Annotated in this window: 20 protein-coding genes and 2 pseudogenes; 8 read left to right on the top strand and 14 right to left on the bottom strand. The window is 66.0% G+C overall.

Annotation, left to right across the window (positions count from 1 at the left end; translation table 11 throughout):
• Positions 1-11: 11 nt before the first annotated feature.
• The 3 genes from B6S44_RS24230 to B6S44_RS24220 form a co-directional block, all read right to left on the bottom strand.
• Positions 12-1,511 (bottom strand): ABC transporter substrate-binding protein, encoded by a 1,500-nt coding sequence (locus B6S44_RS24230; RefSeq protein ID WP_129159436.1) that lies wholly within the window; start codon positions 1,509-1,511, stop codon positions 12-14.
• Positions 1,512-1,707: 196 nt separating this feature from the next.
• A complete protein-coding gene (locus tag B6S44_RS24225; RefSeq protein WP_129159435.1) occupies positions 1,708-1,947 on the bottom strand; it encodes a heavy-metal-associated domain-containing protein in 240 nt (79 codons plus the stop codon).
• Between the two features lie 91 nt (positions 1,948-2,038).
• Positions 2,039-4,879, bottom strand: a complete 2,841-nt coding sequence (locus tag B6S44_RS24220; RefSeq protein ID WP_164985944.1) for a heavy metal translocating P-type ATPase — start codon at positions 4,877-4,879, stop codon at positions 2,039-2,041.
• A 205-nt stretch (positions 4,880-5,084) separates the two neighbouring features.
• Between B6S44_RS24220 and B6S44_RS24215 the strand changes: the two are divergent.
• Together B6S44_RS24215 and B6S44_RS24210 are read left to right on the top strand one after the other, a co-directional pair.
• A pseudogene (locus B6S44_RS24215) lies at positions 5,085-5,195 on the top strand (SDR family oxidoreductase); the annotation flags it as partial.
• A gap of 202 nt (positions 5,196-5,397) precedes the next feature.
• Positions 5,398-5,502, top strand: a pseudogene (locus B6S44_RS24210) (NAD(P)-binding domain-containing protein); the annotation flags it as partial.
• A gap of 221 nt (positions 5,503-5,723) precedes the next feature.
• On the opposite strand, the gene B6S44_RS24205 reads toward B6S44_RS24210, so the two are convergent.
• The gene (locus B6S44_RS24205; RefSeq protein ID WP_129159434.1) at positions 5,724-6,860 is read right to left on the bottom strand and encodes a branched-chain amino acid ABC transporter substrate-binding protein; all 1,137 of its coding nucleotides are present in this window, start codon (positions 6,858-6,860) and stop codon (positions 5,724-5,726) included.
• A 307-nt stretch (positions 6,861-7,167) separates the two neighbouring features.
• Here B6S44_RS24205 and B6S44_RS24200 point away from each other — a divergent pair, with 307 nt between their 5' ends.
• The 6 genes from B6S44_RS24200 to B6S44_RS24175 all read left to right on the top strand — a co-directional run bounded on the left by B6S44_RS24200 (position 7,168) and on the right by B6S44_RS24175 (position 12,971).
• On the top strand, positions 7,168-8,085 hold the full coding sequence (locus B6S44_RS24200) for a branched-chain amino acid ABC transporter permease (protein WP_129159433.1): 918 nt from the start codon (positions 7,168-7,170) through the stop codon (positions 8,083-8,085).
• 10 nt (positions 8,086-8,095) lie between these two features.
• Complete coding sequence (locus B6S44_RS24195; RefSeq protein ID WP_465246140.1) at positions 8,096-9,265, top strand: branched-chain amino acid ABC transporter permease; 1,170 nt, start codon at positions 8,096-8,098, stop codon at positions 9,263-9,265.
• Between the two features lie 4 nt (positions 9,266-9,269).
• The gene (locus B6S44_RS24190; RefSeq protein ID WP_129159431.1) at positions 9,270-10,070 is read left to right on the top strand and encodes an ABC transporter ATP-binding protein; all 801 of its coding nucleotides are present in this window, start codon (positions 9,270-9,272) and stop codon (positions 10,068-10,070) included.
• On the top strand, positions 10,057-10,755 hold the full coding sequence (locus tag B6S44_RS24185; protein WP_129159430.1) for an ABC transporter ATP-binding protein: 699 nt from the start codon (positions 10,057-10,059) through the stop codon (positions 10,753-10,755). Before B6S44_RS24190 ends, B6S44_RS24185 begins: the two co-directional genes overlap by 14 nt.
• A 41-nt stretch (positions 10,756-10,796) precedes the next feature.
• A complete protein-coding gene (gene argE, locus B6S44_RS24180; protein WP_129159429.1) occupies positions 10,797-11,945 on the top strand; it encodes an acetylornithine deacetylase in 1,149 nt (382 codons plus the stop codon).
• Positions 11,946-12,017: 72 nt separating this feature from the next.
• Entirely contained in the window at positions 12,018-12,971 is a 954-nt protein-coding gene (locus B6S44_RS24175) for a LysR family transcriptional regulator (RefSeq protein ID WP_129159428.1), read from the top strand.
• Between the two features lie 15 nt (positions 12,972-12,986).
• Here B6S44_RS24175 and B6S44_RS24170 read toward each other — a convergent pair whose 3' ends face one another.
• From B6S44_RS24170 to B6S44_RS24125, 10 genes are all read right to left on the bottom strand, one after another.
• Positions 12,987-13,661 carry a DUF1028 domain-containing protein gene (locus B6S44_RS24170; RefSeq protein ID WP_129159427.1) on the bottom strand — a complete coding sequence of 225 codons (675 nt, stop codon included), beginning with the start codon at positions 13,659-13,661 and terminating at the stop codon, positions 12,987-12,989.
• Positions 13,662-13,930: 269 nt separating this feature from the next.
• Complete coding sequence (locus B6S44_RS24165; protein ID WP_110490447.1) at positions 13,931-14,347, bottom strand: RidA family protein; 417 nt, start codon at positions 14,345-14,347, stop codon at positions 13,931-13,933.
• 79 nt (positions 14,348-14,426) lie between these two features.
• Positions 14,427-15,713: a flavin-containing monooxygenase gene (locus B6S44_RS24160; protein ID WP_129159426.1), complete on the bottom strand. Its 1,287-nt coding sequence runs from the start codon at positions 15,711-15,713 to the stop codon at positions 14,427-14,429.
• A 198-nt stretch (positions 15,714-15,911) separates the two neighbouring features.
• A complete protein-coding gene (locus tag B6S44_RS24155) occupies positions 15,912-16,112 on the bottom strand; it encodes a hypothetical protein (RefSeq protein WP_129159425.1) in 201 nt (66 codons plus the stop codon).
• Between the two features lie 427 nt (positions 16,113-16,539).
• Positions 16,540-18,294 carry a thiamine pyrophosphate-binding protein gene (locus tag B6S44_RS24150; RefSeq protein ID WP_129159424.1) on the bottom strand — a complete coding sequence of 585 codons (1,755 nt, stop codon included), beginning with the start codon at positions 18,292-18,294 and terminating at the stop codon, positions 16,540-16,542.
• Positions 18,295-18,398: 104 nt separating this feature from the next.
• Positions 18,399-19,679 (bottom strand): NAD(P)/FAD-dependent oxidoreductase, encoded by a 1,281-nt coding sequence (locus B6S44_RS24145; RefSeq protein ID WP_129159423.1) that lies wholly within the window; start codon positions 19,677-19,679, stop codon positions 18,399-18,401.
• A gap of 99 nt (positions 19,680-19,778) precedes the next feature.
• Positions 19,779-20,906 (bottom strand): enolase C-terminal domain-like protein, encoded by a 1,128-nt coding sequence (locus B6S44_RS24140; protein WP_129159422.1) that lies wholly within the window; start codon positions 20,904-20,906, stop codon positions 19,779-19,781.
• Positions 20,903-21,658, bottom strand: coding sequence for an SDR family NAD(P)-dependent oxidoreductase (locus B6S44_RS24135; protein ID WP_129159421.1), 756 nt, complete (start codon positions 21,656-21,658; stop codon positions 20,903-20,905). Before B6S44_RS24135 ends, B6S44_RS24140 begins: the two co-directional genes overlap by 4 nt.
• Positions 21,655-22,449, bottom strand: a complete 795-nt coding sequence (locus B6S44_RS24130) for an amino acid ABC transporter ATP-binding protein (RefSeq protein WP_129159420.1) — start codon at positions 22,447-22,449, stop codon at positions 21,655-21,657. Before B6S44_RS24130 ends, B6S44_RS24135 begins: the two co-directional genes overlap by 4 nt.
• On the bottom strand, positions 22,446-23,108 hold the full coding sequence (locus B6S44_RS24125; RefSeq protein WP_129159563.1) for an amino acid ABC transporter permease: 663 nt from the start codon (positions 23,106-23,108) through the stop codon (positions 22,446-22,448). The genes B6S44_RS24130 and B6S44_RS24125 overlap by 4 nt, the downstream gene beginning before the upstream one ends.
• Positions 23,109-23,157: the final 49 nt, after the last annotated feature.

Here is a 23,157-nt window from a genome sequence, read left to right as displayed (position 1 = left end):
GTCCGTCGCCTTCAGTCGACAGAGAGATCCTTGGTCAGCGTGTACTGATAGAGCGGATGGATCCGGTAGTTCCTGACCTTGGTCTTGTAGCCGTCATTGCCGGCCTCGTGGATGACGAAGACGTTCACGGCCTTCGACTGCAAATGCTGCGCCAGATCGGCATAGACGGCGTAGCGCTTGCCGGCATCGGTCTCCGCCGTCGCCGTGGCCAGCTTTGCGTCGAAATCCTTGTCGCAATGCTGCGACAGGTTGAAGCCGCCGCCGCAGCCATAGTCGGACTGGAGGTAACCTGCGGGATCAGCGACGTCGACCAGATGGCTGCGTGAGATCAGCGCCACGTCGTAGCGTCCTGCGATCATGTCGGGCTCCAGCGCCTTGTATTCGGCGAGGCGGATGCGGGCGCTGACGCCGGCGGCCTTGAACTGATCCTGCAGGATCGCCGCGAGATCCTTGAATTCGATCTTCTCGCTATAGGCCATGATCTCGATATCGAGGCTGCCCGGCTTGATGCCGGCCTCGGCGAGCAGAGCCTGCGCCTTCTTGACGTCGTAGCTGGCCGGCTTTGCCGCCTTCTGGACCCAGGGCTCGTGCGGCGCGAAGGGGCCGACCGCGGGCTGGACCGAGCCCTCATAAACGCTGGCGGCGATGCCTTCGAGATCGAGCGCCAGCTGCAGGGCCTGGCGGACCTTCTCGTTGTCGAAGGGGGGCTTCTTGACGTTGACCAGCAGCGTTGTCGTGCGCGGGGTCGCGAGCGTCACGACCTTGATGCCAGAGGTCCGCTTCAGCGTGGCCAACGTCGAGGCCGGCACGGCGCCGGCGACGTCCGCCTCGCCAGTGCGCAGTTGCGTGGCGCGGACGTTCGCGTCCGGGATGAACTTGATCTCGGCTTCGGCGAGCGCGACCTTGCCGCCCCAGTAGCCATCATTCCGCTTCAGGCTCAGGCTCTGCTGGCCGTTGACGCGGGTGATGACGAAGGGGCCGGTACAGGTGCCGACCGGATCGATCTTGCCGTCCTTGTAGGCTGCCGGCGAAAGGATGCCGGCATTGGCGGCGGCAAGCCGGAGCGGCGTCAGAACCGAGGGCGACGGCGTCGTGACCCGAATTATGTCCTCGCCGACCGCCTCTACCGACTTGATCACGCGCGGTGAGAAGGCGCGAGCCGGCGTCGGAACCTTGAGCACGGCATTGAGCGAGGCGGCAGCAGCAGCGGCCGTAAGCGGCTTGCCGTCCTGGAAGGTCACACCCTTGCGCAGCTTGAAGTCCCAGGTATCGGGCCCGGCCTGCGTCCAGCTCTCGGCGAGCGAGGGCTGCAGCTTGCCGTCGAAGTCGATCCGGGTCAGCGGCTCGAGGCAGCCGGCCTTGGACAGGACGTTGGCGTCGTCGGTTTCCAGCGCGAAGCCGGCCTTGGGCGCGAAATTCTCGGCAATGATGATTTTGCCGCCGCTCTGGGCGAGAGCCGCTGCGGGCCAGGCCGCAGCACAGGCGAAAGCCAGGATGAGTGTCTTATGCATGGTTCAAACCCCTCCTCTGAAGACCTTCCGGCTCGTCGCCCCGTCTCTGATGGACGTTCGGACTGCGAGGTCGGTAGGTTTCCGTTTGAATGTTACGTTATAACAGATGCTCCTAGGCTCTACAGGACGGCGCATCGGCGCGCCACCTTCAGATCGTCGTTTCCGTCCCGGGCTCACATGATCGGGCTCGGCTTGTTCAGGCCGGCGTGTAGCCGGCTTCGCTGATCAGCCGCGCAGCGGCGGAGCGGTCGCTCGTGCCGGAGATCGAGACCAGGCGCGCTGCCGGGTCTGCCGTCACGATCGCGCCGGGCAGGCCGCGTTCGAGCGCGGACTTCACGGTGCCGGCGCAATGGCCGCAGGTCATGTCCTCGACCTTGAAGGTCAGAGCCGCGTCGATGGGCTCAGCGGCGGCGGTATGGGTCTGGCAAGTGCACATGGCAGGGCTCCGTTTGGACAGGACTTCCAAGGTTCTGCGGCTTCCCATCGTGGCAAGGTCAAGAGGCTTTTTTGCCCCGCCCGGCGGTGCGTCAGGCGGAGGCGATCGCCTCGCCTCCACGCCTCTCGGTGTCGCCGGTAGTGCGCTCGCCGTCGCGGAAGAAGCCGAGCAGGCGCAGTGCGTTGAGCGTGACGAGCACGGTCGCGCCGGTGTCGGCGAGGATGGCGAGCCAGAGCCCGGTCGTGCCAGTCACCGTCGTCACCAGGAAGACCAGCTTCAGCCCGAGCGCGATCGCGATGTTCTGCCGGATATTGGCCATGGTCCCGCGCGAGAGTCGCACGAGCTTGCCGACATCGCCGACCCGGCTCTTCAGCAGCGCCGCGTCGGCGGCCTCGAGCGCGACGTCGGTGCCCGAGCCCATGGCGATACCGACATGGGCGGCGGCGAGCGCCGGCGCGTCGTTGATGCCGTCGCCGACCATTGCGACCGGGCCTTGCCCCGCGAGCCTGCGCACCGCCTCGACCTTGGCCTCCGGCATCATCTCGGCTTCGACCTCGACACCGAGATCGCGGGCGATGGCCTCGCCAGTGCGGCGATTGTCGCCGGTCAGCATGATCGGAGTGATGCCGAGGCCGCGCAGTTCGGCGACAGCGGCGCGAGCATCGGGACGCGGTTCGTCGCGCAGGGCGATCAGGCCGACCGCCTGCGCCTCCTTCTGCACCACGACGACGGTCTTGCCCTGTTCTTCGAGGGCGGAGATCTGCCGGGAGACGGCCTCCTCCAGCGTCCCGCGCTCGGCGGCGAAACGCGGCGCGCCGATGAAGATGCGGGCGCCGGCGACTGCGCCTTCCATGCCCTTGCCGGCGACGGCGCGCACAGCGCTGGCGGCGAGCTTCGGCGCACGGTCGTCATCCGCACGCTCGGCGATGGCGCGGGCCAGGGGATGGCTCGATTCACGCTCGACCGCGGCGGCGAGCGAGAGCAAAGCCCGGGCATCGCCCTGCAGCGGCACGATGTCGGTGACCACCGGCCGGCCCCAGGTCAGGGTGCCGGTCTTGTCGAAGGCGACGGCGCGAACGCGGGAGAGCTCCTCGATCACCGCCCCGCCCTTGACCAGCAGGCCGTGCCGGGCAGCCATCGACAGGCTCGAGGCGATTGCGGCCGGCACGGAGATGACGAGGGCGCAGGGGCAGCCGATCAGCAGCAGGGTCAGCCCGCGATAGATCCAGGTGTTCCAGTCGCCGCCCGCGACGAGCGGCGGCAGCACCGCCACCAGCACGGAGAGCCCGACGATGATCGGCATGTAGACCCGGGAGAAACGGTCGATGAAACGCTCGGTCGGCGCCTTCGCATCCTGGGCCTCCTCGACCAGCGTGACGATGCGCGCGATGGTGTTGTCCTCGGCCGCCTTCTCGACGCGGACGCGCAGCGCCGCTTCCTGGTTGATCGAGCCGGCGAAGATCGGCGCGCCCGGCTCCTTGGCTTTGGGCACGGATTCACCCGTGATCGGCGATTCGTCGACGCCGGAATGGCCTTCGAGTACGGTGCCGTCGGCCGGCACGCGGTCGCCTGGGCGCACCAGCACGGTCTGGCCGATGCGCAGCGCCTCGGCCTCGACCTCGCGGACGTTGCCGCCCTCGTCGAGCCAGGCGGTCTTCGGCACGAGCGCGGCGAGCGCGCGGATGCCGGAGCGGGCCTTGTTGGCGGCGACGCCTTCGAGCACCTCGCCGACGGCGAAGAGGAAGACGACCACGGCTGCCTCCTCGATCGCGCCGATGAAGAGCGCGCCGGTGGCGGCGATCGTCATCAGCATCTCGATGGTGAAGGGCGCGCCGGCCCGGGCGGCAGCGATCGCACGCCGCGTGATCGGTGCGATCGCAAGCAGCGTCGCCGCGACGAAGAACCAGAAGGAGGCGGCGGGCACGATCTCGCCGGCGATGTAGGCGACGGCGAGCAGTGCGGCCGCGGTGATCGCAACACGCCCCTTGTTGGTCTGCCACCAGCGCTTCGGCGCCTCGGCGGCGCGTGTGATCGCGGTGACCGTGGCCTGCTGCAGTTCCGGCTTGTAACCGAGCCTGGCGATTTGCGCGGTGATCGTGTCGGAGCTGGTACCGCCGGGAGCGAGCTTGAGCGAGAGCGTCTCGTTGGTGACGGAGACCGCGATGTCCTGCACGCCGGGAAGGCGCTCGAGCGCGGTGCGGATGGTGCCGGCGCAGCTGGCGCAATCCATGCCGCTGACCTTCCAGCTCACGCGGTCGGGATCGGCCGAGTGCGCAGCGACGGTCACCGCTTGGCCGTGGTCGTGATGGCCGTGGTCATGCGAGCAGGCGCCGTGCGCATGGTCGTGGTGGTCGTGATTATGGTCGTGGGTGCGGGCCGCATGGCTGTGAGCCTTGCCATGATCGTGGCCGTGGTCGTGATCATGGCCGCAGCCGGCGTGATCGTGCGCATGGGCGGTGTGGTCGCTGCCCTTGCCGTGCTTGTGGTCATGGCCGTGATGGTCATGGTCGCAGCCGGCATGATCATGAGCTTGGGCGGCGTGTCCGTGGCCGTGCCCGCCATGGTCATGCCCGTGATCCTTCCCTTGAGCATGATCGTGACCGTGATCATGACCGCAGCCGCAGGCATCGGCGGGCTCGGCCTGCGCCGGCTTTGCCTGCACAGACTGTGTCCCCTCGCCCTTCTGGCTGAGCAGGGTCGGGCCGAAGCCGAGCTTGCGAACGCGCTCCTCGACCTGCTCGCGGCTGGTGGCCTGGCCGGCAAGAGCTAGCGTCAGGCGCTCGCGCGGCACCGAGACCGCGACGTCACTGACGCCAGGCAGGTTCTCGAGCGCTTTGCTCAGCGTTGCGGCGCAGCTGCCGCAATCCATGCCCTCGACCTTCCAGGTCAGGGTTTGGCGGGTCTCGGAAGCGGCGATCGTGGCCGAAGACATGGCGGTCTCCTCATGCTGTTCGAGGGACGCTAATTCCTCTAGCCACTAGAGGAGCAAGAGGGTTTTTTAACTTTTTTTGAGACCGTGGGCCGAGCTCGCCGCATAGCGGTCTGGCCATGGCAGCTCGAGCAACCAGTAGCCGACGATCACAGAGATCTTCTGAGCCGGCGGTAGCCATATCTTGTCGAGCATATGCGGCGATGCGCGGATGTTCGAATCCCTGATCCCGCGGGGAAAGATGGGGCGCCCTGAGGAAATTGCGACGGCCGCGCTGTTTCTTGCCTCGGACGATTCGAGCTTCGTGAATGGGCTGGAAAATCGCGCCGGATCGCGGCAAGTGGCCGATCGGCGGCAACCAGCGTGTCCATGGTGCAACGACTTCCGCGCTGAACGGCCCGCCCGCCGCGTGGAAGTCGTTCACGACGGGACGTCTACGCGAAGGTCGCCACACAGCGGAACGAACACCCAGCGTCGTTGAAGGCCGGGGAAGCAATATCAACACGGATCGGAAACGTATTATGAGCTATGCGATTGTAGGATTCGGTAAGATTGGCCAGGCCCTCGCCCAAGCCTTCGCCCGTAAAAACATCGACGTGACCGTCGCGAGCCGCCGGCCGCCCGAGGAGCCTCCTGCAGGCACGATTCCGGCATCACCTCGACCGTCAAGGCGAACGGGTTGGACTGGCCCCGCGGCGACTCTTTGAAATGTCTGGTCGGGGCCGCTCGCAATCGTATTGAGGCAAGCGCATTGAAAAGCAGTCAAAGCAGGCTCGCATTGTCTGCGAGCCCGCTATGAGACCGGCTCCGCTCATCCGGCGCAGCCATGCCTTGCTGCTGATGGCGATCAGTAGGCCGCCCAGGCGCCGTTCTTCACCGTGCGCAGTTCGAGTTCGACCGGCAGCTTGGTCTGGCCGTTCTCGTCGAAGCTGGTGTGGCCCAACGCGCCGTCATGCTGGGTTTCGCGAATGGCCTTGGCGATCGCGACCTTGTCCTTGGTGCCGGCCTTCCTGATCGCCGCGATCAGGATGTTCGCCGTGTCGTAGGCGTTCTTGGTGTAGGTCGTCGACGGCTCGGCGAACTTGGCGGCTGCATAGTCGTCCCTGAGCTTCGCGACCTGCGGATTGTCCTTCTCCTTGGCGATGCCGACGACCGTGCCCTCGGCAGCAGCGGCGGCGATCTTGATGAAGGCCGGATCGTGGAAGCCGTCGACGCCGATCATCGGCTGCTTCATGCCGAGCTCGACCATCTGCTGGCGCACCAGCCCGGCTTCGGTCACGACGCCGCCGAAATAGATCGCATCGGGGGACGCAGCCTTGATCTTCGTCAGCAGCGCGCGGAAGTCGGTGGTGCCGACGGGAGCAGCCTCGGTGGCGATGATGCTGCCGCCGGCCGCCTTGTAGAACTTCTCGAAGTTCTGGGTGTTGGCCGCGCCGTAATCGCTCGTATCGGAGACGATCGCGATCTTCTTGCCGACCTTCTCCGCCGCCCATTTGGCCAGCGGCTCATTGGTGTTCACCAGCGTCGTCGCGACGCGCGAGACCATCGGATTGTTGCGCTCGGTGATCTTCGGCGAGATCGCACCCCAGACGATGAAGGGCACGCCCGCACGCTGGAACACCGGGATCGTCGCCAGGGCAACGCCGCTGTTCCAGTGGCCCGCCGCCGCGATGACCTGCGGGTCGTTTGTCAGCTTGATCGCGGCCGCGACACCGGTCTGCGGGTTGGCGGCGTCATCGAGAATGACCGGCTCGATCTTGAACGGCAGGCCCGACGCGTTGGCCTGGTCGATGGCGAGCTGGAAGCCGTTGCGGGCCGACAGGCCCTGCTGGGCGTTGCCGCCGCTCAGCGGGCCGATGAAGCCGAGCTTGATCGTTTCCTGCGCCATGGCGGTGGTCGAGGCGAAGGCGAGCGCCGTCCCCACGATGGCCACGCGGATGAACGCGCCCAGGGATTTCTCTCCGGTATTCGGGTTGAAAGGCATGATCCCCTCCTCAAGGAATTGGATGTGTCCGGCTCCGTGAGCGTCACCGACGACATCGTGGCTCGACCATCTGCCCTTCAGGAAACCCGAAGCAAATCGGATATTTTGCGCCCAGAGCTTCCGTTTTGCCGAAGCAGGCCGCCCGGAGCCTCACAAGCCGGCGAATGACGGGCGAGCGCGACTTGCCTCAAGACAAGCAAAGCAGGGATTCCGAAATTGCGACTCTTGCCGGCTTCGGTTCTGGTGCACAGCGAAAATCAGTTGCGGCACGTCCCGGCTGGGGCGATGCAAACGCGAGGGGATGTGAATGACAGAGCAACTGGTTCAGCAGCTCCTGAACTGGATCACGCTCGGCTCGATCTATGCACTGGTCGCGGTCGGATTCAGCCTGCTTTTCGGTGTCCTCAACATCATCCATTTCTCGCATGGCGACGTGTCGCTGCTGGCCCCGTTCCTGGCGCTCGCGGCCGTGCAGACGGTGAGCGCATCCGTCGGCGGCTCGCCTGCAGTGGCGGCCATCGTGCTTTCGGTGCTGCTGGCCGTCATCGTCACCGGCCTGCTCGGCGTGGTGCTCTACTATCTCGTGATCAAGCGCTTCCAGAATGCTCCTGCGATGATGGCGCTGGTCGCCACCGTCGCGCTCGGCATCGTCCTGCGCGAGCTGATCCGCCATCTGTACCCGCAAGGATCGAACCCTCACGCAGTGCCGAGGCTCGTGCCCGGCAGCATCGAAGTCCTCGGCGTCACCATCCCGGCCTTCAACCTCGTCGCGATCCTGGTCTCGGTCCTTTCGGTCGGCCTGCTGTTCTACATGCTCGAGCGGACGCGGCTCGGCCTCCACATCAAGGCCGTGTCGCAGGACAGGGATGCGGCGCGCCTCATCTCGATCTCGCCGGCGCGGATCTTCCAGATCACCTTCTTCATCGCCTCGGCCATCGGCGCCATCGGCGGCCTGTTCTTCGCGGGCTATGCCGGCATCGTCCGCTTCGACTTCAGCGTCGATGTCGGCCTGATCGGCTTTTCGGCCGCGGTGGTCGGCGGGCTCGGCTCCATGCCGGGCGCGATCATCGGCAGCCTGCTCATCGCCGGTCTCGACACGCTGGTTCAGGCTACGGTCCCGAACGGCGCCTCCTATCGCCTGGTCTTCGTGTTCCTGCTCGTCATCTGCGTCCTCGTCTTCCGGCCGGCCGGCCTGCTCGGCCGCACAATCGTGGAAAAGGTCTGAGCCGATGTCCGTGTCCGTGACAGCGACGCGCGGAACCTCTGGCGCCGCCACCGCTCTCTCCATCGTTGCGCTCACCGAGATCGGCAGCGCCGCCTTCCTCAGGCAGTTCCTGCTGGCCGAAGACTGGCGCGTGGTCGTCGGGCTGCTCGCCTTCTTCGCCATCGTGCTGGTCGGGCTGCAACGCCTGCCCACGGTCGAGGCCCGGATCGAGGGCGCCTTCTCGGCGCAAGCTCGCTTTGCGACGCTGCTGGGCATCGCGATCGTGCTGCTGTTCCCCTTCCTGCTGGAGAAGAGCACCTATGCACTTCACCTGCTGATCATCGCGCAGCTCTATGCGGTGCTGGCGCTGGCGCTGAACTTCCAGCTCGGCAGCGCCAACATTCCGAACTTCGCCACCGGAGCCTCCTACGGCATCGGCGCCTACGCCTCGGCGCTGCTCGCCCTGAACTGGGATGTCAGCTTCTGGCTGGCGCTGCCGGCGGCGGCGGTGGTCGCGACGATCTTCGGCTTCGTGCTCGGCGTGCCCTCGATGCGTACGCGCGATAGCTATCTTGCGCTGGTCACCATCGCCTTCGGCGTCGTCGTCCACCAGCTCCTCAACAATCTCGAATTCACCGGCGGTCCGAACGGACTGGTCGGCATTCCGGCGCCGGAGCTGTTCGGGCATTCCTTCGCCTCGCCGCTCGTCATCTTCGGCCACTCGCTGCCATCGCAGGCGAATTTCTACTATCTCTCGGCCGCGCTCGTCGGGGTCTCGATCCTCTTTGCCGCAAGGCTGCATCATTCGCGGATCGGGCTCGCCTGGAACGCATTGCGGGCGGACGAACTGGCGGCCCGCTGCCAGGGCATCAACGCGACCTGGTACAAGGTCCTCGCCTTCGTGGTCGACGCCTTCCTCGCGGGCTTTGCCGGCACGATCTACGCCTTCTATGTCGGCTTCATCTCGCCCGACAACTTCACCTTCCTCGTCTCGGTGACGATCATGACGATGGTGATCGCCGGCGGCATGGACAACACGCTCGGCGTCATCGTCGGCGCCTTCCTGCTGACAATGCTGCCGGAGAAGCTGCGCGCCTTTTCCGATTACCGCATCCTGTTTTTCGGCGTGACCGTGATCGCCTTCCTGATGATCCGCCCGCAGGGCATCTTCCCGCAGCGGCTGCGGCGCTACGGAGGCTGAGCTCATGTCCGCTCCCGTCATCCTCGAAGGCTCCGGCCTGACGATGCGCTTCGGCGGCCTCGTCGCCATGGCCGAGGTCGACTTCACCCTGCGCAAGGGCGAGATCCTCGGCATCATCGGCCCCAACGGCGCCGGCAAGTCGACGCTGCTCAACATCATCACCGGCATCTATGTCCCCTCCTCCGGCGAGGTGCGCCTCTCCGGCGAACGGCTCAATGGCCAGCCGGCGCATCGCATTGTCGGCAAGGGCATTGCCCGCACATTTCAGTCGAGCCGGCTGTTCGGCGACCTGTCGGTGCTCGACAACGTCATCATCGGTCGTCACACCCATATGAAGACCGGGATATTCGACGTGATCCTGCGGCGGTCCAAGGCCGAAGCGGAACTCGCCGAGGCGGCCGCCATCGCTGAAGGATTGCTCAAGGCCGTCTCGCGCGGGCTCTACGAGCAACGCCACCGCCCTGCCGCCGAACTGCCGCAGGCCGACCGTAGGCGCCTTGAGATCGCCCGCGCGCTGGCGAGCGAACCCAAGGTGCTGCTGCTCGACGAACCGTCCTCCGGCATGGACGACGCCGACACCGACGCGCTGATGGACGACATCCGCGCGCTCTGCGCCGAGCGGCCGGAACTCGCGATGATGATCATCGAGCACGACATGCGGCTCGTCGCCTCGCTGCCGCATCGCGTGCTGGTGCTCGACTACGGCCAGAAGCTGGCCGAGGGCTCCTATGAGGAGGTGCGTCTCATTCCGCGGGTGCAGGAAGCCTATCTCGGCAGAAAGGCGGCGCAGAATGCTCAAGCTTGACAAGGTCGACACCAATTACGGCGTCGTCGCGATGCTGCGCGACGTCTCCTTCCATGTCGGCGAAGGCGAGCTGGTCTGCATCCTCGGCCCCAACGGCGCCGGCAAGACCACGACCTTCCGCGCGATATCGGCGCTGCTGCCGCTCGCGAAGGGGCGCATCGAGATCATGGGGCGGGAGCTTTCGAGCCTGCGTACCGAGGCTTTGAGCGGGCTCGGCATCGGCTTCGTGCCGGAAGGGCGGCGCCTCTTCGCCGATATCTCGGTGCGCGACAATATCCGCCTCGGCTACGAGGCGCAGGGCCTGAAGGCGGATTTCGCCGACCGGCTGGACGAGATGCTGACGCTCTTCCCCCGTGTGCGCGACCGCATCGGCCAGCGCGCCGGCACGCTTTCCGGCGGCGAGCAGGCGATGGTGGCGCTGGCGCGCGCGCTCGTCGGCAAACCTAAGCTCGTCATCATGGACGAGCCGTCGCTCGGCCTCTCGCCGAAACTGATCGACGAGTATTTCGACACGGTCGCCGAGGTGAACCGCCGTGGCACGACGGTCGTCCTGATCGAGCAGAACGCCGAGACGGCGCTGTCGATCGCCAATCGCGGCATCATGCTGGTGAAGGGCCGCGTCGTCGCCTCCGGCACCGCAGCGGAGCTTCTGGGCAGCGATGCCGTTCGCCATCTCTATCTCTGATTTCCGCAGCAGCGCGCGGCGATCGGCGTGAAGGTCTGGGCATGAACACGCTGGCGATCCTCGAAAAGCTGGTGTCCTTCTCCACCGTCAGCAGAGATCCGAACCGCCCGCTGATCGACTTCGTGCGCGCCTTCCTCGCCCAGCACGGCATCGAGAGCGAGCTCGTCGAGGCGGAGGGCGGACGCAAGGCCAACCTCTTCGCGACCATCGGCCCGCGCGACAAACCGGGCATCATGCTGTCCGGCCACACCGATGTGGTGCCGACCGAAGGCCAGCCCTGGAATTCCGACCCGTTCAAGCTCAGGATCGCCGACGGCCGCGCTTTCGGGCGTGGCACGGCCGACATGAAGGGCTTCGTCGCCTCGGCACTGGCGCTGGCCGCCCGCGCCGCATCGCGCGATCTCGCGACACCGTTGCACCTCGCCCTGAGCCATGACGAGGAGATCGGCTGCGTCGGCGTCCGCTCCCTGATCGACCTCCTCGCCGCCCGGGGCTTCGCCGCCAGGCTCGCGGTGATCGGCGAGCCGACGCAGATGTGCATCGCGACGGGGCACAAGGGCAAGCTCGCCGCGCGGGCGACCTGTTGCGGTGTTCCCGGCCATTCCGCGCTGGCACCGAAAGCGCTCAACGCCATCCATCTGGCCTGCGATTTCGTCGCGGCCTTGCGGCGGCGGCAGGACGAGTTGGCGCAGAGCGGCGCGCGCGACGACGATTACGACATTCCCTACACGACGCTCCATGCCGGCTTGATCGCGGGCGGCACGGCGCTGAACATCGTGCCCTCGCTTTGCAGCGTCGATTTCGAGATCCGCAATGTCGCCGCCGACGATCCGGCCGCAATCCTCGACGCCCTGATGGACGAGGCGGCTGCGCTGGCCGCCGCTCGGCAGGCGGCCCATCCCGAGGCCGCGATCAGGATCGAGCGCCTGAACGACTATCCGGGCCTTGCGACACCGGCGGAGTCAGAGGCCGTCCGCTTCGTCGCCGCGCTGCTCGACGACGGGGCGACGCACAAGGTCGCTTTCGGAACGGAAGGCGGCCTGTTCTCCAGCCGCCTCGGCGTGCCCGCGCTGGTCTGCGGCCCCGGCTCGATGGATCAGGGTCACAAGCCCGACGAGTTCATCACGCTCGACCAGCTCGCCGCCTGCGACCGGTTCATGGAGCGGCTGCTCGACAGGATCGCTGCCTGAAGCATAAGGCCGCCCGGCTCGCGAATATGGCCGCGCTTTGCCGCACGTGCTCGTCGTGCTTTATGCTGCCGCATGCGCTTTTCCCTACGTCAGTTGGAATATTTCATCGCGGCCGGCGAAACGGGCAGCATCACCCTCGCCTCCGAACGAATCCATATTTCCCAGCCCTCGATTTCGACGGCGATCTCGCATCTCGAACGCGAGCTGAAGGCCCAACTCTTCATTCGCCACCATGCCCAGGGGCTGTCGCTGACGCCGGTTGGCCGGGCGCTGCTCGCCGAGGCCAAGCGCGTCGTCGCCCAGGCCGAGAGCCTCTACACCGTCGCCGACGAAACGAGCGGGCTGGTGCGCGGCACGCTGTCCCTGGGCTGCATGGTGACATTGGCCCCGATGCTGGTCCCGGAATTGTCGCAGGGCTTCGTCTCCGCCTTTCCCGACACGAAAATCCTGCATATCGAGGGGCATCAGGAGGATTTGCTCAGGGGGCTGCGGCGGTCCGAGATCGATCTGGCCCTGACCTATGATCTCCAGATTCCCGAGGATATCGAGTTTTCGCAGCTCGTCAGCCTGCCGCCCTATATCGTCGTCGCCGAGACGCATCCTCTCGCACGCGAGAGCGCCGTGACGCTGGAAGAGCTTGCCGATCAGCCGCTGGTGCTGCTCGATCTGCCCTTGAGCCGGGAGTATTTCGTCGCCCTGTTCATGTCCGCCGGCATCACGCCTACGATCGCAGCACGGTCATCCTATCCCGACGTCGTCCGGGCGATGGTCGCCAACGGCGCCGGCTATGCGTTGTTCAACGTCCGCCCGCGCTCGGACCAGGCGCTCGATGGCCGCAAGCTGGTCTCGATCCGGCTGGCGGGGCAGCATCGTCCGATGACGATCGGGGTCGCGACGCTACGCACGCTGGCCAAGTCGAGGCTGATCGCGGCGTTCGAGGCCCACTGCCAGGCGCGCATATCGCGCTCCTACATCCCCGGCATGGTCGCGCCCGCCATGACCGAGCGCACGCGGATCGACCCGTAGACGACTGTCGCGCTCTCACTCGTCGCCGGGAACGCCGTAGGACGGCGCCGCGCGCGGATCGAGCGCGCGCTGGATATAGGCGTCGAGCTGCGGCTTGTAGACGTCCCAGGCCGTCGCGATCGCCTCGATCGGGCAGTCCTCCGTCCAGTCGCAGCGCAGATCGGCGACCGGCCAGCTGACCTTGTCGACGATCTTGAGCCCCGCCGAGCGGACCGGCCCCGCCTCGCCGCCCGCGGCCAGGCCGGCGCGCATGGCGGCGATCAGCCGGTCGCCGATATGGCCGGTGCTTGCGAGGAAGCCGTCGACGATCGCCTGGGGCACGCCGTCATTGGCGAGGAGATTGCCGCCCGAGGCGACGTTCTCGGCCTGCGCCGATGTCCAGATCCCGAGCGAGTTCGGCCCGGAATGGATCGCCGTCATCCCGTTCCGGTCGACCGCCAGCACCTGCCGGTATTCGATGAACCGGCCGCGCTTCTGGACTTCGGCGATCGCTTCCGCCGCGCTCCGGCCTTCTTCCATCAGGTCGAGGGTCAACGGACCCAGGGTCGGGTCGGTGACATTCTGCGATGCGACCGCACCGACGCCCGCGCGAGCATAGGAGCAGCGCGCCGCGACCGCAGGCGAAGAGGACGAGATCGCGACACCGAACATGCCGGTCCGGGCGCAGCGGGCGACCAAGGAAAAGGTCATCGGCTTAGAGCTCCTAACAGAACCTGGAGGGGTCTCGACGCCGGCAATTCGGTCGATCCGCCAGGAGTGTCGTGAAGCCGATACCGCTGGTATCGGCAAGCGGCGCGACGCCGCGGGCGGGCGAATTCCCGGCGCCGCAGGTGGGCTTTGGCGGGCCGACTGCGGCGTCGAAGCGACTTGCCGATACCCACGGTATCGGCTGCGCGCTTCTCCTGGCATTCGACTCCGCCAAAGCCCATCGAGATCCCTCCAGGTTCTGTTAGGAGCTCTTAATCCGGAATGACGGCCGTGCCGTCGATCTCGACCAGCCATTCCGGCCGGGCCAGCGCCTGCACCACGAGCCCGGTCGAAACCGGGTGCACGCCTTTGAGGTATTCGCCCATGGTGCGGTAAACGGCCTCGCGATGGCGGACGTCGGTCAGGTAGACGACGACCTTGACCAGATGCGCCATCTCGCCGCCGGCTTCCTCGATCAGCTGCTTGATGTTCTGCATGACCTTGTGGGTCTGCTCGACCGGGTCATGGCTGTCGAGGTTGACGGCGTCGTCGAGGTTCTGCGGGCACTGGCCGCGCAGCCAGACGATCCGGCCGCCCCGGGTGACGACGGCCTGCGCCAGGTCGTTGTCGAGCTTCTGCTCCGGATAGGTGTCCTTGGTGTTGAACTTGCGGATGCGGGTATGCGCCATCTCGGCCTCCTTGGTCAGACCATGCGCGGCGCGAACGGCCCGGAGGCCCATGCGCCGAACTCGAGTTCCTGTTCGACAGTCATGCGCTCTCGAGTTCGCGCTGCATGGCATCATGATAGGCTGCGTAGCTGCGCTGGATCGTGATCTGGTCCGCCAGATATCGGGCGTCGTGCCAGACGCCCCAGATGAAGGTCGAGCCGCGCCGCGACTGCCAGGGCAGGCCCAGGAAGTAGATGCCGGGCTCGGACGAGACGCCGCGCTGGTGCTGCGGGCGACCATTGGCGTCGAAGGCGTCTACCTTCATCCAGCTGTAGTCGGCGGTGAAACCCGTCGCCCAGATGATCGTGCCGATCCCGGCCTGCGCCAGATCGAGCGAGGCGATGGGATTTGCCACGCAATCGGAATCCGCGACGATGGCGCGCGCCTCCGGTTCCTCCGGCAAATCGAGGCCATTGCGGGCGATATAGGCATCAGCCTCATCCAGCAAGGCGTGAAGATTCGCATCGCCGCGCCGAAGATTCTCGACGAGGTCGGGGGCAAAGCTGACCACGCCGTTCTCGCAAGTCTGCGTCCGCCCGACGAGGAGCAGTCCTCGTGCCGCCAGGCGCCGGAAATCGATCGTGTGACCGCCATTCGCCCCACTCACCGCGATCGTGACATGCTCCGTGCCCGGCTCCCGCGCAGCCGCATCCCATTTGCCTAGGACGCCCAGCCACCAGCAGAAGTCGCGGCCACGATAGGCCCGCGGCGGGCGATCATGCGGCCCGACGGACAGGTAGACGCGCCGCCCCGAATCCAGCAATTCCTCGGCGATCTGCGTCCCCGAAGAGCCAGACCCGACGACCAGAACGGCACCCTCAGGCAATTGGCCGGGATTGCGGTAAGCGGTGGAATGCATCTGCAGCACGCCGGTTTCCGGCGGAACCACCTTGGGAACGATCGGGCACTGGAACGGGCCGGTCGCGACCACGATCCGGTTGGCCTCCATCATCCCCGCCGATGTCTCGACGCGGAAGCCCGGCCGGCCGGCCAGCCGCTCGACATGCCGGACCTCGACGCCGCAGCGGATCGGGGCCGCGATCTTCTTGGCATAGGCGACGAAATAGTCGGCAACCGTTTCCTTCGACGGGAAGTCGTTAGGGCCGACCTCACCATCGACATCGGAAAAGGTGAGGCCCGGAAAGCGGTCGTGCCAGGCCGGCCCGTTCGCGGCGAGCGAGTCCCAGCGCTCGGAGCGCCAGCGTTCGGCGATGCGGCTTCTCTCGAGAACGACATGAGGCACGCCGGCCCGGCCGAGATGCTCGCTCATCGCGACCCCCGCCTGGCCGCCGCCGACGACGAGCGTGTCGATCTGCTCAACTGACATTGATCGCCTCTTGCCGAATCCGGAGGGTTTCCCGTTGCGGGAACCCCAACCCCGGCTTTGGTCTAGCGGCGGCGTCAGTTGAGGAAAAATACGAAATTTTGCAGTGGTGATTAGGATTCGCCTAAACGCAGCAAACCTGGGGGGCTACGCACGTTACGTCTCGCGAGACCACGACCGCGGTGGACGGCTGGGTCGGCTTCAGTCCAATGTCGTGCGAGCACCCAAGTGCATTTGCCGAAGCGACGAGATGACGTCAGCTCTCGTGCGAATCTCAATTTCCATGTTTGGCGCGAAGCTTTGCTTCCGGGCGCGGCTGGTGGCTTCCGAGTGTTCGTGATCGCGCAAGCGGGTCCAGAAGGTCAAGCTCATGCTGGAGAGGCCGAATTCCGCCACGCTCATGGCGACGTTTCCGCAGCGGCGCGGCCTCGACAAACCGGAGCTGCTATTAAACTATTGCCACAGGATGGGTCTCAACCATCTGACGGCCCGGTTCCAGGTGATACTGCCGAAATGAATTACCCGACTAAGGGGTGACCTCAATCGCCCCTTGCCGCGTCAGGGTCCCCGGAACTGAAAGCCGGATGATCTCGGCCGCCGCCTCGCTGACGAGTGTATGGATGTGATCGTTGTCGCCGATGCCGCCGTGGGCGATCGCTCGCCACGCCCAGGGCATCTGCGGCGTTGCCAAGGACCTCACCAGGACGGCCTCGACGCCTCGCCGTCGCGACGCAGCTCCGCTCTCTGGAGGCAAGTTTGACGCCGAGCGGTACGATTCTGATTGGTGCTGGTCAAACACACTCACCGCCTGACCAGCACCTCTGCACCGCTAGAAATAGCGCACATCCTCCGCGTCGATGCTGAGCGGATCGCGGCCGCGTTTGTTCAGCCAGGAATAGACCGGCGGCACCCGGTCCGCGATCGACTCGACATGGATGTCGATCAGGCACGGCCCTTCGGTATGGGCGAAGGCGCTTGCCAACGCCGCATCGAGCTCCTGGGAATTCGTCGCGGTCCAGGCCTTTACGTCGAAGGCTTCGGCGATCGCCTGGCCGCGCGGCGGCGTGAAGTCGACGCCGAAGCACTGGTTGTGACCCTTCAACCGGTGGAGGCCCTTGATCCAGCCGAAGGTGCCGTTGTTGAACAGCAGCAGGATGGCCGGCACCTGCAGCCGGACGAGCGTTTCCAGTTCGCCGACCGACATCCCGAAGGAGCCATCTCCGAACATGCCGATGGGTCGGCGCTCCTTGTCGGCGAACCAGGCGCCGACGGTGGCGGGCAACGCCGAGCCGAGGCCGCCAAACGCGCGCGGAATCGCGAAGCGGGTCTTGCGATCCTTGAGCTTCAGGAATCGCGTCATATGCGGCGTCGGGGTGCCCGCATCCGAATAGATGAAAGCCGGTTTGCCATAGAGTTCCAGCGCCTCGTTGAAGCAGCGTACGGCGCGTTCCGGACGAAGCGGCGTGGCTTCCGAGCTCAGCAGGGCTTCGGCATTTGCCCAGAAATTGGCGCGCAGATCGTTGAGCTGATCGACCCATTCCTGCGACCTGCCAGCATCGACGTCGGCGGGGACCAGATCGATCAGCCGCGCCAGAACGAGGCCGGCATCGCCCTGGACCGAGACGACATTCTCGTAGTTGTTCGCCATGATCTCTGGGTCGATGTCGATCTGGGCGACGCGCTTGTTCAGCGTGATCTTGGGGAAGGTCCAGCCGATCGTGACGACCGAGCCCATGCGGGAGCCGATGAAGAGCACGAAATCGGCATGTTCCAGCGCCCAGTTCGCATGCGGGTGAAAGCCGTTGTCGCCGATGACGCCGACCGCGAGGTAGTGGTCGTCCGGCATCGTGCCCTGCCCGGTCATCGTCGTGCAAACCGGTATGTTCAGCCGCTCCGCCAGCTCCGTCACCTGCGCGCCGGCGCAGGAGCGATTGACCCCGCCTCCGGAGACGATCAGGGGGCGCTTGCTCCCGGTCAACAAGGAGATGATCGTGTCGAGCTTCTCCGGGGGCGGCAGCGTGGGATAAGCAGGGAATTCGATGCATTCGCTCTCGACATGCAGCGAGATTCGAGCCGGATCGACCTCCGCCAGCAACATATCCTCCGGGATCTGCAGATGGACGGCGCCGGGCTTGCCGGAGCAGGCGACGCGGAAAGCCCGGCGGATGATCTCCGGCAGCTTCTCGGCGGATTTCACCTGCACCGACATTTTGGTGACTGGTTCGAACAGGCGCGCGCAATCGAGCTCGGTCAGCACGCCGCGCCCTTCGCCGGGCAAGGGGATATCGATCGTCAGCAGGATGACGGGAACCGAGGATCCGTTGGATTCGGCGACCGGCGGCAGCGAATACATCGCCCCCGCGCCCGACGGGCATTCGAATACGCCGGGCTTCCTGGTGAAACGGCCATAGGCATCGGCCATATAGCCCGCAGAGCGCTCGTCACGCGCCATGACATGGCGAATGCGGCCTTCTTGCAGTTGCAGGGCCTCATAGAACGGCACGTTCGTATCGCCCGGAACGCCGAATACCACCTCGACGCCGTAGCCGATCAGCATCTCGACCAGGATATCTGCACCACGCATTCTCTCGTCTCCTGAAAAGCAAGGGATTGGGCCGATCGGCGCGATGGCGGCATCGGCAATGCCGGGGCGGCCGGCGGGGTTTCCGGGCCGCTATTCGCAGGCGCTCACGCCAGAAGCCGGAAGCGGCGCGGCGAAAACACCGCGATGTCGGGCGCATCGGGCAGGCCAGCGACATGCTGGGCGACGATACGCCCCGTCGCCGGGGCCGCGGCGAAGCCGACATGGCCGTGTCCGAACGCGTAGAAGATGTCGGGCGAGCGGGATGAGCGACCGATGACCGGCAGACTGTCAGGCGTCGATGGCCGATGGCCCATCCATCGGTCGACAGGCCTCTCCTGCGTACCGGCGAGCGCAGGATAGGTTCCGCGCGCATGCGCCACCAGAATATCGACGCGGCTCCAGTTCGGCGGCGCGTCGAGCGATGCCAGCTCGACCTGGCCGGACAACCGCAACCCAGCTGCTGTCGGCGTGTTCGCCATCTTGCCGTCGCTTGGCATCACCGGATGGCGAGGGCCGCCAGTGTCCAGCGCGATGACGCCATGGTAGCCCCGCTCGCTTTCCAGCGGGATGCGGTCGCCCCCAGAGCGCGCGAGGCGCTTCGACCAAGCCCCTGCCGCGATGACGACTCGGTCGCAGGCTATCACGCCGGTATCAGTGCGTACGCCGCGGACACGTGCTCCGTCGCTGAGGATCTCGCGGGCCGTCGCCCTTCTGACCTTGGCGCCATGGGCGCACGCCGCCGCGACGATCGCTGCGATATAGGCCGCCGGATCGGTGCAATGCGCGCCATCTTCAGCCAGGACACCGAAGGCGTAGCGCTTGTCGAGATCGGGCTCCCGCGCGGCCAGGGCTGCTGCGTCCAGTTCACGCCATCGCAATCCCGTCATCCGCCGCAGGTGCCAGGACAGGCTTTCCGCCTCGAAGGCCCGCCTGTCGGGATAGGCATAGAGCAGCCCTTCGCGCCGGATCAGCTCGGGCGCGCCGACCTCGCGGCTCAGCGCCTCATGGCGTTCCGGGCTATCGTGGAGCAACCGGTCCAGCGCCCTGGCCGTCGCCTCGACGCGCGGCACGGAGGAACCCGCCCGGAAGAAGCGCAGCAGCCACGGCACGAGCCGCGGAAAATGGCGCCACCGGATGACCAGCGGTCCGTGCGGGTTGAGCAGATATCCCGGGACCTTCTTCCACAGGCCGGGTATCGACATCGGCACCACCGAAGCCGGGCTGATCCAGCAGCCATGGCCATAGCTGGCAGACTGCCGCCCCGCAGGTTCTCCGCTGTCGATCAAGGTGACGGCATGGCCCGCGCGCGCCAGCTCCAGCGCACTGCAGGCGCCGACGATGCCGCTGCCGATGATCAGGCAATGCGTTGGAGCGACGCCGGGCATAAGCCGTTTCCTCTCAGTCTTCGGGCAATAGCTCTCTTCTCCGCTCACGACGGAGGCCGTGAGCGGTTGGGACGAGCCGTGATGGATTTCAGTCGAGCGTCAGCGTTCCGCGAGAATGCGTGCGTTCGATCTCAGCGATCTCTCGGACACGCGAATCCCCAGGCCAGGGCCGTCCGGCACGACGACCTCGCCATTGCGGTTCGCGATCTTCTCCTCCAGCACATCCTCGGTGAGAACGTGATGAGGCATGTAGAATTCACAGCCGAGCGAGATGCCCGGCGTCGCAGCGATGAACTGCGTGCCGGCAGCCAGCGCGATGCCGCCCTCGTAGAGCGTGCCGCCATAGCCGGGCAGGCTCGCGAGATCGGCCAATGCCATCAAAGCTTGCGCGTTGAGCATTCCGCCCGCCTTCATGAGCTTGACCGAGATGGCATCAGCCGCTTGCAACCTGATCACCTCCTGCAGGTCGTGCATGTCGAAGCAGCTTTCGTCAGCAAGGATCGGCGTATCGAGGTCTGCGGCAAAGGAAGCCATCGCCGTCAGGCAGTCCCGCGGCACCGGCTGCTCGATGAAGGTCGGCTTGAACTGGTCGACGTCGCGCAGCTTCTTGATCGCGCCGAACGGCTGGAGCGCCTGATTGTAGTCAATGCGAAGGTCGATCGCATCACCGAAGGCATTTCGCATCGCTTCGAGATGCGCCACATCCTCCTCGTGGCTCTTCACGCCGGTCTTGACCTTGAAGATGCGGTTGCCCTTGGGGACCATCTCCTCCATGCGGCGCATGTCCGCGTCAAAATCCGGGTCCGCGATCGAGAAGGACAGCGGGATCGTGTCGCGAACGCGCCCGCCGAGCAGGGTGGCGATCGAGAGGCCCGACGATTGGCCCAGGATGTCGAACATCGCCGTTTCGATCGCGAGCTTGGCCTCGCCATGGCCGACAAGCGCCTTCTTCATCAGCAAGGTGAGCGCTCGGATGCGATCGACCCGCGCGCCGATGACGAGCGGACGCAGATAGATGTCGAGAGCCGCGACCGCAGCCTCGGCCGTACCGGTGAACACCTCCCAGGGCGCAGCCTCGCCCCAGCCGACGATCCCAGACGACGAGGTCAGCTCGACCAGCACGCGCTTGACCGTACCCTTAACGTCGCCGACGCCCTGTTGCCGCTGCATCTTGATCGGGCTTTCGATCAGGAAAATTCTGATGCGTTCGATGGTTGCGGTGCTCACAAGAGCCCTCCATTGACGTGCCAGATCTGACCGGTGACGTAGGATGCTGCCGGCGAGGCGAGAAAGGCGATGACCGCGGCGACTTCTTCGGGTGTGCCGCGCCTCCCGATCGGGACGATGGCTTCCATCCGCGCGATGGCTTCGGGCGACAGCTTGCTACCCTGCCCCTCATCCTTGCGGATCAGCCCCGGCGCCACGGCGTTGATGGTGATGCCATCCGCCGCGACCTCGCGCGCCAGGAGCCGAACAGTGGTTTCGAGCGCGGCCCGGCTGGCAGCCGTTGCCGCAAAGGCGTCGAGATCGCTACGCAACAGATGAGCCGTGAAGGACGAGGTGGCAATGAGCCGCGGCGCCGCGCTCGTCATGAGCAGCGGGCGTGCGGCTTTGAGGAATGCGACGAGGGCAAGGGCGCTTTCGTCGAGTGCTGTGTGAAGCATCTCCTGCGACAGGGCGCTCGCGGGGCCACGCCGCGCTGCGCCGCCGACGCAGATCAGGGCGTCGAGCTGGCCAAAGCGAGCGGCAGTGGCTTCCACCAACGCGACCGGGCAGCCCGGATCGGCGAGATCGCCGAGCGCGGTCGCAACATCGGCGCCACATTCCGATGCCGCGCGGGCGACGGCCTCAAGACCGGCCTTGTTGGCGCGTGTATGGAGCAGAAGTCCGGCACCGGGGCCCGACAATGCGAGTGCCGTCGCCTGCCCAATGCCGCTCGCGGCCCCCGTCACCAAGTAAATGCGCCGGGCAGCACTCATGGCGTGGCAGTGCTCGTACGGTCACCTACACGATGGAAGTGACTGAGGAAGGTGCGGGTCGCATCCATGCGGGGGGTGTCGATCACTTCCCGGGCCGGCCCTTCCTCGACGACATAGCCGTCGCGCATGAAGACCACGCGATCCGCGACATCGCGCGCGAAGGGGATTTCATGGGTGACGATGACCATCGTCATGCCGTCCGCGGCAAGCTTCTGGATCGCCTGCAGCACTTCGCCGACCAGCTCGGGATCGAGGGCCGAGGTCACCTCGTCGAACAGCATGACCTCGGGCTCCATGGCCAGCGCGCGGGCGATTGCCACGCGCTGCTTCTGCCCACCGGACAGGGTGTCGGGCATTTGCGCAGCCCGGTCCGCAAGTCCGACCTTTTCGAGCTGGGCCATGGCCTGGTCGATCGCGATCTTTCGGTCCAGGCCCTTCACATGGATCGGGGCCTCGATGACGTTGCCGAGGACGGACATGTGCGGGAAGAGATTGAAGCTCTGGAACACCATCCCGGTGCGGGAGCGGAACGCCGCCAGCGACTTTGCCTTCAGCTGTTCCATGGACCGGCCGAACCGGAAGGTGGTCTCGCCGACGCGGATGGTGCCGTCGTCGGGATGCACGAGCAGGTTCATGCACCGCAACAGCGTCGACTTGCCGGAGCCTGACGGCCCGAGCAACGCGACGACGCCGCCTTGCTCGACCTGAAGATTGATATCCTTGAGAACTTCGAGTTGGCCGAAGCGCTTACGCAGCCGCGCAATCTCGATCATCGATGCTTTCGCCGTCATCGGGCAGCTCCCAGGCGCCGTTCGCGGCTGCGCACATAGAGCGTCAGCGGGAAAAGGATCGCGAAATAGGCGACAGCCACGGCCGTATAGGTTTCCAGCGGGCGGAAGCTGTCATGCGCGGCAATCTGGCCCTGATAGACCAGGTCCGGGACGGCCAGAACCGACACGAGCGAGGTGTTCTTGAACTGGAGGATCGACTGGTTCATCAGCGCCGGCAACATCCGGCGCAACGCCTGGGGCAGGATGATGCGACGCATCGCGAGCCCAGGCGGCATCCCCAAGGCCGAGGCCGCTTCAGACTGACCGACATCGATCGAGACGATGCCACCGCGGATGATCTCGGCGTAGAACGAGCCGCCATAGCAGGACAAGGCGAGAAGAGAGGCCGTGATCGGCGTCATTTCGATGCCCGCAATCATCGGCAGCGCGTAGTAGCACCAGATCAGCTGCACCAGCACGGGCGTGCAGCGAAAGATCTCGATGAAGCCAAGCGCGATACCGCGCAGAATCCTGAAGCGCGACAGGAGGCAGATGGCGGCCGTCATGCCGATGGTCAGGCCGCCGGCAATGGTCGCGGCCGTGAAGGCGACGGTCACACCCAGCCCCTGCAGGAACAACCATCGGTAGCCCCACAGGATCGAAAAATCCCATTCATACATGGTCGTGAATTCCCGTGACCGAAATCGGGCGTGGCGGGGCCGCAGCCCC

Source organism: Allobosea sp. Tri-44, assembly GCF_004123845.1.
Classification (GTDB): domain Bacteria; phylum Pseudomonadota; class Alphaproteobacteria; order Rhizobiales; family Beijerinckiaceae; genus Allobosea.
Note: the sequence above shows the minus strand (reverse complement) of the source record. Positions and strands in the feature narration are given on the sequence as shown.